Raw genomic sequence first — 12,583 nt, 5'->3', positions numbered from 1 at the left:
TTAAGGTTGAGCTTCGTTCTTGGCATAATGTATGCCTCTATACTCCTTGTAAGGAGTATGTAAATCAGCAAAAACAGCATCATGTTTTGCTACACGCTGTTCTACTGGTGGTAATTGCATATAGTCGCCCCAAATAAGACGTAAATATCTTTCATACCCTTTCATAACAGGTATCTGATGACCTTCAAAGTCTTTATATACAACAGAAGCAAAGTCTTCTCGAGGATGACGCAACTTCATGCCTTTTAAACTACCAATTAACTCAGTACACTCATTGCTCGTATTGAAATCATATTTGGTCATTTGCTTTTCTGCAAAGCGCCATATATGGTAACGTAATGACTGACTAGAGAATACCTTGTAGATACATCCTGCTAATGCACGATACATCGGTCCTTTGTTATCCGGTAATCGTTGTGCATTAAAAAGTGCAAAGGTCATAGCCCACATAAGTTGTAGGGTGCGGCTAATTTTCCGTGGTGCACAACCATCAATAGGCATAATTTCAAGAGCTAAACCATGACAAATATCTTCATGCATACTATGTCGATTAATAAATGTCGTATGATTATCTCTAATAGAAGCACCTGCATCATGATAGATATGATGCCGATCCGTACGACAATAGGTATACCGTTCTGTATCTGCATACTTAGGCCATAGTTCAGCTAACTTTTCGTAATCTGGACGTGGCATAAATAAATCCAAGTCGTCATCCCAAGGGATAAAACCATTATGACGTATAGCCCCAATGAGGCCACCGCCACAGAGATAAAAGCGCAAATTATGTTTGTCACAAAACTCTTTAAAGTACAGCAACATACTAAGCTCTTTTTCTTGTATTTCCTTTGTCATAGATGTACTCATAGGAACCTCTCTTAACGTAAAACAGCTAGTACGGTATCAATCATCGTTTTAATATCTTGTAAAAACGAAAACTCTTTAATACTCTTTAAATTCCAAGCCATTTTGCCTGGTAAAACCTCATTGATATACACTTCATCAACATTTTTAGCATTTTGTAAAAGTTGATCTTCGTCTTTATAGGCAATGCTTGCCACACTAGTTACACCAGCTGGCAATAATAAAGTCGCCTTCATTTCATTGGTGTAGGCCGCCACATAACGAGGCACCTCTGGTCTTGTACCAACAAAGCTCATATCTCCTAATAGGATATTGATTAGCTGAGGCAATTCATCAAGACGACAGCTACGAAGCATATTGCCTACCTTTGTAACGCGCATATCATTTTGTGATGTCACCTGAGCACCTAATGATTCCGCATTTTTTACCATGGTACGAAATTTATAGATACCAAAGGTACGACCATATTGCGTCACCCGAGTTTGGCGGAAGAAGACCTCCCCTTCGCTATCTCGTCTAATCATGATGGCTAACACCAAAAATACAGGACTTAAAACAATGAGCATACCAGCGGCTATAACACGGTCAAATATGCTTTTACAAAGAAGGCTTGTTCGTCTTTGATTCAATATTTCAAAGTATGGACGCACCTCTTCACACTGCAACGCTTGTGGTAGATCATGAAAGTTTTTTACTAACATTCGGTAATAATCCTTTTAAATGTTTCAATGATATATTGCACTTCTTCATTCGTTAGCAATGTATGAAGAGGCAATGTAATTTCATTTTTAAATTGATTATAAGCATTTGGATAATCATCAATGGTAAATCCTAAGTTCTTATAAGCCGTATGCATAGGAATTGGCTTATAGTGAACATTGGTTGCAATACCAGCTTCAGCCATAGCTTCAATTACCTTATTACGGTATTCAGCATCTTGACCATCTAATCGTACTAAATATAAGTGGCCACTACTTTGATGCTCATCAGTATAATGATGTAACAATGTAACAGGTAAATCTTTAAAACCTGCATCATAAGCTGCGATGATTTCTTTACGTCGTTCTAACAGTTTTGGGTATCTTTCAAATTGAGCCAAACCAATAGCCGCCATAATATCGGTCATATTACATTTATAATATGTACCCTTAATATCGTATTCCCATGCACCAGCCTTTGTCTTAGCAAGGGCGTCCTTATCTTGTCCATGCAAAGATAATAATTGGAATTGCTTATAAATGACTTCATCATCAATACCATCTATATGTCGCCATGTAGCACAGCCCCCTTCGGCAGTCGTAAAGTTCTTTACTGCGTGGAAGGAAAAACTACTAAAATCAGCTACATTACCAGTGGGTATACCTTTGTATGAAGCACCAAAGGAATGGGCACAGTCCGCTACGATAGGAATATGTCCCAATGCTTTTTGAATATCATTGGCAGGTGTAAATAGCGATTTCTTTTCGTTTACAATAGAGCGTAAACGGTCATAATCACAAGGTACCCCTGCAATATCTACAGGAATGATTGCCTTTGTTTTTGGTGTAATAGCACGAGCCACTGCATCATAATCCATTTCAAATGAATCTTTTTGGGTATCTACAATAACTAGTGTAGCCCCTACATGAACAACAGGACTTGCACTAGCAGTATAGGAATAGGCACTGGTAATAACTTCATCGCCAGGTCCAATACCTAATACACGAAGAGACATCTCAAGCGCCGCGGTAGCAGAGTTTAAACAAACAGCTTTAGGTGTACCTAATTGTGCCGCAATCTTTTTTTCCAATTCTTTAGTACGCGGTCCAGTTGTAATCCAACCACTCTTTAAGGCTTCAACAACTTCATTGATTTCTAACTCTGTAATATCAGGAGGGGAAAAATTAATTTTCATATACATCACCTCATTACTTTCTGTACCTTATCGATACGCTTGATTTATCTAATGGAGTATATATTAAATTATTGACTACACATCAATGACGATAGAACCTAATAAAGGAATTCCTACTTGAGTAAGTCGTTTCTTAGCTTCTATTAAATCGTTAGGACTTGCTACTTCAGTTTTAACAACAAGCATAACAGCGTCAGATTTTTCAGCTAATACAATGGCATCCGTAACATCTAATACTGGTGGTGTATCAATGATAACTACATCATATTCGTCGCGGATATAATCCCAAATTGTAGATAATTTACTAGAATCTACGACTTCAGAAGGATGTTCAACTATTTCGCCTGCAGTAAGTACATCTAGATGAGGGACAATATTGCGATGAATCGTCAAATCTTCATCCATAATAACTGCGTTAGTAAGGCCTTTATTTTGCACGTTGAATACTACGTGCTGAACTGGATTACGTAAATTACCATCTACCAAAAGAACTTTGTTATTATTCTTCGATAAAGCTAATGCCGTATTAGCCGCTACCTCAGAGGTGCCTTCTCCACTAGTAGCAGCGGTGATACAAATGATCTTACATTTATGTTGATTACATACGTATTGTAAATTGCTGCGCAATGTACGATATGCTTCTACAAGTGGTGTATCACCACGCTCATTAGAAATTAGTCTAATCATATTAACCTCTCACTTTACGCCACAATGCTACAACACGATTACTTGGTTCTTCATATTCCTTTTCTTCATGATTTGGAATGACACCTAAGTTTTCAATACCAAGAATCTCATTGATTTCTTGTACGGATTGAACCTTGCGATTACAGAAGAACTGACCCAATGTGTAAAGGCAACCAAGAATAATTCCTAAAATTGCAGAGCCTAATAAAATAAGTACTTTACGAGGAGCAATAGCTTTTTCTGGCAATGTAGGAGCATCTACGATTTGCACTTCATTTGGCACCATTACTTCTGCTACCTTGGCTTCTTCTAAGCGTTTAGATAGCATTTCGTAAATATCTTGTGCTACATCTACATCACGTTTGGCTTGAATATAACCACGTTCTTTTTCTGGTAAGTTTTTCATAGCCTCTTCGTTTTCTTTATCAAGTTCAGCCAATGTAGACTCTTTGCCTTGTGCTACGGCTAAAGCCGCTTCATTTCTGAATTTATCGGCCAACAAACCTTGTTGAGCAGAATTGCTAGATGGTGCTTGTTGGGTTGCAATAGCATTAATCTCAGCATTTAAGCCGCTTTTTGCTTCTTCAATTTGTTGGTTAAGTTCTTTCATCGCAGGATGCTCATCAGTATATTTGCCAACATAGGAGGCCTTACGAGATTCTAAATCGGCTAGTTGCCCTTTATAAGCCTGAACGGTAGCACTGTCAGCAATACTTTTACCAGCAGAACCTAATTGCTCATTAATACTGCCCAACGCTACTTGCGCTGTTTCTAAATCAAGTTGATTTTGAGCTTTCTCACGATCGATAAGGGTAATCTTATCCGTTAATCCCTTCATTTGATCTGCGGTGGAGTAAACCTTATTATCCACTTGGAATTGTTGCAATTTCTTTTCTGCTTGCTCCAATTCTTCTTTTGCAGTTACTACGCGTTTTTGCAAGAACTCACGTGTCGTCCGTTGCTCAACATGTGAAATGTCTGCTAAGCGCTTTAAGAATGTATCGATTAATAATTGATTAGCCTCTTGTGCTTGTTCTGGACTTTTGCCAGTCACACTAACTTGTAGCAATTCAGTCTCTTTATATGGTTTTGTTTCAATACGCGTTTTAACAAATTCTTCATATGTTGGTACTTTACCTGTTCCCTCTGGATCTTCAATGGCAGAAATAACAGGTTCTACAACATTACGACTTTTTAAAATTTCTGCATCTGTATTCATCAATTGACGTGCCATAGAATCAGAATAGCCATTAGCACTTGATAAAACAGAGTTACTCAAACCTTGAGATTGTTTAATGCGCAACATAGATGTAGATTGATATGTAGATGGTGCTAAAAAACCATACGCACCCCCTAATACCATACAGGCTACCGTTACATTTATAATCTTACGGCGACGTTTAACGAGGACTCTACCGACCTCTTTTAAATCAATAATTTGTTCCACCCATATACCCCTTTCTGTGAAAGTTTACAAACAACAGGGTCTCTCCCTCTTAGGAATAGTAACTGTAATCTCCCTCTCACGTAGATTACAGTTCTAAATAAATAATTATAAATAAATTGTTATACATTATGATTTGGATTATATGTAGGAACAATATCTTGCAATACATTGATTACATCCAAATCAGATTTGCATGTTTCAAAGCGATCGATTTCACCACTTAACCATTCTTGATCTACATCTTCTAAGGCAGCTTCAAAGATTTTCTTATGTGTAGTTGTATTAGTACCTTCTTCAGCAGTTAATAATTCTTCATATAGCTTTTCACCTGGACGCAAACCAGTAAACTCAATGCGAATATCTTTATCAGGCTCAAATCCAGACAGACGAATCATATTTTTCGCTAAATCAACAATTTTTACTGGTTCACCCATATCTAATAAGAACACTTCACCACCATTTCCCATTGCACCAGCTTGTAATACAAGTTGGCTTGCTTCTGGAATAGTCATAAAGTAACGAGTCATTTCAGGATCTGTAACTGTTACAGGTCCACCAGCTTCAATTTGTGTGCGGAATAATGGAATAACAGAACCGCGACTACCAAGAACATTACCAAAGCGAACGGTAATAAACTTTGTATCGTACTTGTGATTCATACCAAGTACAACCTTTTCTGCCACCCGTTTCGTAGCCCCCATAACACTTGTTGGATTTACCGCTTTATCTGTGGAAATCATAACGAAGCGCTCAACACCATGTGCGCCTGCTACATCTGCCACATTACGAGTGCCATAAATATTATTTAACACCGCTGCAATCGGTTGGATTTCCATAAGCGGTACATGTTTATGAGCTGCTGCATGGAATACTACATCTGGTTCATAATCGGTAAAGATTTGGTCTAACTGATTTTTATCTCGAATATCAGCAATAATGGGAACCAATGTACCTTCAGTTACAATTGAACGCAACTCTTGGTGAATAAGATAAATACTATTTTCACCATGACCTAGTAACAATAGTTTTTTAGGTCTAACCCGTAATACTTGACGACAAATTTCAGAGCCAATAGAACCACCTGCTCCCGTAACAAGAACGACTTTATCTTTTAAATATGGTTCTACTTTTGATGTGTCGAGATGAATCTCATCACGTTCCAATAAATCTTCAATGGAAATAGGATGCAAATGAGATACTAAAACCTCATCATCTAATAATTGGTACATCCCAGGTAATGTGTTGATTTTACATTTTAGAGGTGAGCAGATTTCCATGATTTCTCGAATAACATCACGCTTTACCGATGGCATAGCAATGATAATTTCTTCAACCTTATATCTTGCTACAAGCATTGGAATATCTTCACGATTACCTAAAATTCTAAAGCCATTCATAAGGCGGTTATGTTTGAACATATCATCATCTACAAAGCCAATGATTCGACGAGAGCGCTTATGATACCGTTCAATTTCACGAGCAATAGTTGCCCCTGCATCGCCAGCACCAATGATCAACGTATTCACTTGACCACTTTCACCATCATCACCACTGCTATAATGAAGCGCCACATAATGTAGCAACATACGTCCCATACCTACTGCACCAGTTGTAAGGAACCAAGTAATAAAATAGATTGATCTTGGTAATGATTTACCAAATACAAACATAGAGGAGTAAAAGATTGCTGTACCTACTGTCGTAGCGACAAATACTGCCAATACCTCTCGCATCCCTGCATAACGCCAAATACGCGTATATAGATGCATAAGCAAGAACATCAACATATACGAAATCAGCAATATTGGCAATGCGTCTACCATTTGATCAATATATCGAGGTTCTATATAGCCATCAAATCTAATAAATAAACTAATGAAAGCAACAATAACAATCGTCGCAATATCGGCAATAAATAGTATGGCTGGTAATAAATATGAACGCAAAAGAACGCCCCCTTATATGTGAGATAAACCCTATCCTTAATCCTTACCGATACGTGATACCATGTATGCACCAGTCAAAATTGGAGCAATATCACGAGCAAAGTTAATACGACTATTTTTAGTCAAGTAAAGAACATCACCTTCTCGCATAATATAGTTTTCGGACATATCTCCAGTTTGTAACATGCGATTTAAATTAATAGGAATTGGTTTTTCAGGATTGTCTTGATGAATTAAGTAAATTTTCTTTTTAGCTGTATCCCAGTTAAAGCTACCAGCAGCACCAATCGCATCAATAACAGTACTAGACTTAGTCAATGTATAAGCACCAGGCTTATTAATCTCACCGAATACGTATACCCGAACTCCTCCGAGTTTTGTAACATTTACAGTAATATCCGGATTAATAATGTACCGAGATAAACCTTGCTGTAATTGGGCGGTAAACTCATCGACGGTTAAACCATCTGCTTTTACTGGTCCCACCATAGGGAATGATACATATCCGTCAGGACGAACAGTGTACATAATATCGTTACCATTACGTGTACCTAGATCTGCTTGTTGTACAACTTGAATAGTTAGTTCATCACCTTGTCGTAGACGATACACCTTATCAGAGCTCACTACAGATGCACTAGTTTCTAGTGGTGCGTGTCCTTCAGTTTGTAATATTTTAGAATCGTAAGACTGTTCAGCTGTTACATTAACAGGTGCAGCCATGGATGTTGTTGTGGCACATAAGAATGCGGCCATCATCATATACTGTTTTTTATTCATATTTTACCTCTTTGATTTACATGCAACTCACTCAATACAACACTTTATTTTTTTAGAATTATTAATCCTAAAAAATCGGTTAAGTCATTTTATCATTATTTTAAACTTTCTTCCATAAACACAGACCGTTCTGAGCTAACTTCATTAAACCTTTAAGAATAAATCGCGTAAATATAAGGTTTTTACCATTTAATTATGTGTATTTTTTTACGCATTTCACTCATATTTCACTCGTTTTTTTCATTAATTTTAGATATATAAATAAAAAATATATAAACTCAATTCATAGTCGATTCATAAAATCATCAAACACTCATCAATTTTATTGATTAAATAAAAAAATAAGGTGTATATACTAGTTTTCTAGTATATACACCTTATTAAAAATTTTAGATAAGTCTATCGACTCAAAGTATTAATTATTCAACACGACCGCCTAAATATGCTTCCATAACGCGAGGATCATGACGTACTTCGTCAGCAGGACCAGATAATACCATCTTACCTGTTTCCAATACATACGCATAATCAGCTATTTTTAATGCTTGTCGTACATTTTGTTCTACCAAGAGAACCGTAGTTCCTTCAGCACTAATCTCTTTGATAGTTTCAAAGATTTCGTTTACTACTAATGGTGCAAGACCCATAGATGGTTCATCCAATAATAACAATTTTGGACGTGCCATAAGGGCGCGACCAATAGCCAACATTTGCTGTTGACCACCAGATAGAGTACCACCTAATTGATAACTACGTTCATCAAGGATTGGGAAGCGTTTAAATACTTTTTTAATATCTTCTTCAATCTCATTATCGTTGCGGATATAAGCGCCCATTTCAAGGTTTTCATAAACGCTCATATCTTGAAGGATTTGGCGACCTTCTGGAACTAATGAAATACCACCATGTACAATTTGATGTGTTTTATGACCAGTAATATCTTGGCCTTCAAATAATACTTTACCAGATGTTGGCTTTACAAGGCCCATTATGGTCTTCATAGTTGTAGACTTACCAGCACCATTAGCACCAATCAAGGATACAATAGAACCTTGTGGTACTTCTAAACTGATATCTTTTAAGGCTGTAATATGTCCATAACCAGCCACGATGTTTTCTAGCTTTAACATATTACGCCTCCTCTTTCCCTAAGTAAGCTTCAATTACAGCCTCATTGTTTTGAATTTCTTGAGGTGTACCTTCAGCAATCTTTTTACCAAAGTTGAACACTACCAAACGATCACAAATATTCATCATTAATTCCATGGCATGTTCAATAACTACAACAGTAATACCAAGGTCGCGAATTTTACCAATCAATTGGCGTAACGCTTCTGTTTCACTATCATTCATACCTGCTGCTGGTTCATCTAACAAAATTAATTGAGGATGTGTAGCCAAGGCACGAGCAATTTCAAGGCGACGTTGTTTACCATAAGGCAAAGATGTAGCAACCTCTTCAGCATCTTCTTCAAGACCTACGAGTTTTAAAAATTCATACGCAATGCCACGACAACGCTCTTCTTCGATGCGTTGACGTTTTGTTTTCAAGAAGCTAGACAAGAAACCAGACCCAGTACGACAATGCATACCAGTTAATACAGTTTCAAGAGCTGTCATATTACCAAAAAGACGAATATTTTGGAACGTACGAGCAATCCCCATTTCAACAGTTCTATGCGGCTTGATGCCTACAACAGACATACCATCAAATACGATTTCGCCAGAACTTACAGGGAATACACCAGTAATCAAGTTAAATAATGTAGTTTTACCAGCACCATTTGGCCCAATAACACCAAATACTTCACCTTGTTTTACACCAAAGGATATACCTGTGAGAGCTGCAACGCCACCAAAGCTTTTACTTACGTCATTCAATTCTAATAGCATTCAGTTCCCTCCTATCCTTGTTTTTCTTCTTGTTTACGTTTATACGCTTCAAAACGTTCTGTTAATACTTGTGATTCAGGAATATATGGTGCTTTCTTAAAGCCTAATTTACGACTAATTTTGTCTACCATAGATTCTGTTAAAATACCATCTGGACGAACTGCCATCAAGATGACTAGTAATGCACCGTAGATGATGTCCCGATAGTCGGATAAGAAGCGTAATACTTCTGGCAATAATGTAAGAATGAAGGAGCCTAATACGGAACCCCATACTACATTAGAACCACCAAATACTGGGAATAATAAGATTTGTACTACCTTATGGTAGCTAAAGTCTGTAGGATTAATAAAGTTTGTAATATGAGCATACAAACCACCGCCAATACCGGCGATGAAAGCACCAATGATAAATGCCATCATCTTGTAGTATACAACGTTAATCCCCATTAATTCTGCTGCATGATCATCCGCCTTAATCGCTGCAAAGGCACGGCCCACACGACTATTATTAATACGTATACAGAAGGCAATAATCACTACTAAGATTGCCAATAGAATAATAATAGCCATTAAGTTGCCCCATGCAACAGCATCAATGCCCATTAAACCATCGATATCAAGTTCATAGGCTAAATTTGTTAATTCTTGAGGAATAGATGGAATACCAGAAAGGCCTAACGCACCATTAGTAATGTCCAAATTCAAGAAAATAACACGCACAACTTCGCCAAAACCAAGAGTAGCAATGGCAAGATATAAACCGCGAAGACGTGTTGTTGGTAAGCCAATAATAACGGCTACAAGGCTAGCAACTAGGCCACCAATAATGATGCCTACAATGATAGGCAAATCAGCTTTCAAAGAAAGGATAGCCCCTACGTATGCACCAACACTCATAAAACCAGCAGCCCCTAAAGAAAGCTGACCACTTGCAAGTGTGAAGTAAATAGAAATACCCATGATGGCATTGATGATGAAGAACATCACGATCTGTAGATAATACGGGTTTAATAAATCCATTAAGGTCTACCCCCTTTATCTTTAGAACCAAACAAGCCTTGTGGGCGCCAGAATAATAATAGGATGATGAGGCCAAAGGCCACTGCGTCACGGAATGTAGAGGCTCCATATGCAACAGAGAAGATTTCTGCTACGCCTAAAATAAAACCACCAACCATGGCGCCTGTAATATTACCAAGACCACCTAAGATAAGTACGGCAAGGCCTTTAAATCCAATAATAACACCCATAGTAGGCTCAATAGCATTAAAGGACAAGCCTACCAATACACCTGCAGCTGCACCCAAGGCAGATGCAATCATAACAGTAACAGATATAATCATTGTTGGATTAATGCCCAAGAGAGCCGCTGTTTCTGTGCTCATAGATACGGCACGAATAGCCTTACCAATTTTAGTTTTCTTAATAACTATATTAAGAATTAGCATTAAAATAACAGAAACACCTAAACCGATAATTTGTACCATGGAAATTTTGAAAGCTCCAAAGTCGATTAGACCACCAATATAATCTGGTGGGAAAGATCTTGTTTGAGGGCCCCAAAGCAATAATGCCAAACTTTCAAGAAAAATAGAAACACCAATAGTACTAATAAGTGGTGCCAAGTGAGACACCTTTTTCTTACGTAGTGGACGAAGCGCCACAAATTCTAAAAGATAACCGAGGATAGCACCGACAGCCATAGCTACGATAAGGGCTACAAAAATGTTAACGTCAAAAACAGTTACCATAAAAAGACCAACGAAGGCACCTATCATAAAGATGCCTCCGTGTGCCATGTTGATGATATTTAAAACGCCAAACACAAGTGTTAAGCCAATAGCGAGTACAGCATATAAGCTACCGAGGGTTAACCCGTTAACTAATTGTTGTAAAAACACTATATTACCTCAACTTTTTATTTTTTTAATGCGTCAAATTGACCGTTTTTAATTTGTAAAACTTGAACTTCCATGGAAGGGTCACGTTTTTCGTTGAACTTGAATTGACCAGTTACACCAACGAAGTCAGCAATATTTTTCAAAGCATCGCGGAATTTTTCACGATCTGTAGTAGAACCTGCTTTTTTCAAAGCTGCTTCATAGAGGTATACAGCATCATAAGCTTGAGCTGCGAATTGGTCTGGTTCTTTACCGTATTTATCTTTGTAAGCTTTACGGAAGTCTTTTACCTTTTGATCGTCTTTGTTAGGGAACCAAGGTGTACCTACGATAACATCATCAGCTGCAGCGCCTGCAATTTTAATGAATTCAGGGCTGTTGAAACCATTAGAACCAATTACAGGTTGATTCATACCCATTTCACGCATCTTTTTCATGATTAATGCGCCTTCTTGGTAAAGAGAAGCAACTACGATAACATCAGGTTTTGCTTGTTGAATCTTAGTTAATTGTGCAGAGAAGTCAGTATCTTTATCTGCAAATGTTTCAGTATCAACAATTTGTACACCTTCAGCTTCCAATGCTTTACGAGCTGTATTATTTACAGATACCATTTGGTCATTGTTGTTGGAGTACATAATAGCTGCAGTTTTGAAGCCTAAAGTTTTATGTGCTTCTTTAATTGCAGTATCTACTGCCAAGGATTCTGGTACAGCGTTACGGAAAATGTAATCGCCGATATCTGTAATACCTTCAGCAGTTGTAGATGTGCCAAGAGCTACGATTTTGCTTTTGTTTGCTACAGGACCTGCTGCCATCATTTCGCCAGATAACATTGGGCCAATAACAGCTACAACTTTATCTTTAGAAATTACTTTATTCATTGCATTGATAGCTTCGTTTTTATCACCTTTAGTATCTTCTACTAACAAGTTGATTTTAACAGCATTTGCATCAGCGTTGATTTCGCTTACTGCCAATTCTGCACCAGCTTTAATGGATTCACCATATGCCGCTGCACCACCAGTTGTTGTTGTTAACAATGCAATTTTAGCTTCATTGCTATTTGCATTACCTGCATCTTTATTACTGCCACAACCAGCAGCAACTGCCATTACACCAGCAAGACCAAAAATGGCTGCTTTTTTTAACATGGATTTATTCATGCT

Annotated in this window: 12 protein-coding genes; all 12 read right to left on the bottom strand. The window is 37.6% G+C overall.

Annotated elements, in window-relative coordinates; genetic code table 11:
• Positions 1–867 carry a LicD family protein gene (locus O3607_RS00380; protein ID WP_308518997.1) on the bottom strand — a complete coding sequence of 289 codons (867 nt, stop codon included), beginning with the start codon at positions 865–867 and terminating at the stop codon, positions 1–3.
• 11 nt (positions 868–878) lie between these two features.
• Positions 879–1,565: a sugar transferase gene (locus tag O3607_RS00375; protein WP_316592474.1), complete on the bottom strand. Its 687-nt coding sequence runs from the start codon at positions 1,563–1,565 to the stop codon at positions 879–881.
• Positions 1,559–2,764 carry a DegT/DnrJ/EryC1/StrS family aminotransferase gene (locus O3607_RS00370; RefSeq protein WP_371443156.1) on the bottom strand — a complete coding sequence of 402 codons (1,206 nt, stop codon included), beginning with the start codon at positions 2,762–2,764 and terminating at the stop codon, positions 1,559–1,561. Before O3607_RS00370 ends, O3607_RS00375 begins: the two co-directional genes overlap by 7 nt.
• Positions 2,765–2,833: 69 nt before the next feature.
• The gene (locus O3607_RS00365) at positions 2,834–3,445 is read right to left on the bottom strand and encodes a CpsD/CapB family tyrosine-protein kinase (RefSeq protein WP_005387020.1); all 612 of its coding nucleotides are present in this window, start codon (positions 3,443–3,445) and stop codon (positions 2,834–2,836) included.
• Position 3,446: 1 nt separating this feature from the next.
• On the bottom strand, positions 3,447–4,892 hold the full coding sequence (locus O3607_RS00360) for a GumC family protein (RefSeq protein ID WP_371443155.1): 1,446 nt from the start codon (positions 4,890–4,892) through the stop codon (positions 3,447–3,449).
• 119 nt (positions 4,893–5,011) lie between these two features.
• Complete coding sequence (locus O3607_RS00355; protein ID WP_371443154.1) at positions 5,012–6,838, bottom strand: polysaccharide biosynthesis protein; 1,827 nt, start codon at positions 6,836–6,838, stop codon at positions 5,012–5,014.
• A gap of 36 nt (positions 6,839–6,874) precedes the next feature.
• Positions 6,875–7,618 (bottom strand): polysaccharide biosynthesis/export family protein, encoded by a 744-nt coding sequence (locus O3607_RS00350; RefSeq protein ID WP_060924774.1) that lies wholly within the window; start codon positions 7,616–7,618, stop codon positions 6,875–6,877.
• Positions 7,619–8,037: 419 nt separating this feature from the next.
• Complete coding sequence (locus O3607_RS00345) at positions 8,038–8,748, bottom strand: ABC transporter ATP-binding protein (protein WP_060924775.1); 711 nt, start codon at positions 8,746–8,748, stop codon at positions 8,038–8,040.
• Between the two features lies 1 nt (position 8,749).
• Positions 8,750–9,511, bottom strand: coding sequence for an ABC transporter ATP-binding protein (locus tag O3607_RS00340; RefSeq protein ID WP_060924776.1), 762 nt, complete (start codon positions 9,509–9,511; stop codon positions 8,750–8,752).
• Positions 9,512–9,522: 11 nt separating this feature from the next.
• On the bottom strand, positions 9,523–10,533 hold the full coding sequence (locus O3607_RS00335; protein ID WP_060924777.1) for a branched-chain amino acid ABC transporter permease: 1,011 nt from the start codon (positions 10,531–10,533) through the stop codon (positions 9,523–9,525).
• Positions 10,533–11,414 carry a branched-chain amino acid ABC transporter permease gene (locus tag O3607_RS00330; protein ID WP_060924778.1) on the bottom strand — a complete coding sequence of 294 codons (882 nt, stop codon included), beginning with the start codon at positions 11,412–11,414 and terminating at the stop codon, positions 10,533–10,535. The genes O3607_RS00335 and O3607_RS00330 overlap by 1 nt, the downstream gene beginning before the upstream one ends.
• A 17-nt stretch (positions 11,415–11,431) precedes the next feature.
• Positions 11,432–12,580, bottom strand: coding sequence for an ABC transporter substrate-binding protein (locus O3607_RS00325; protein WP_371443153.1), 1,149 nt, complete (start codon positions 12,578–12,580; stop codon positions 11,432–11,434).
• Positions 12,581–12,583 lie beyond the last annotated feature (3 nt).

It is taken from the genome of Veillonella sp. 20925_1_51 (assembly GCF_041431445.1).
Classification (GTDB): domain Bacteria; phylum Bacillota; class Negativicutes; order Veillonellales; family Veillonellaceae; genus Veillonella; species Veillonella nakazawae.
This window is presented reverse-complemented; position numbering and strand designations above follow the sequence as displayed.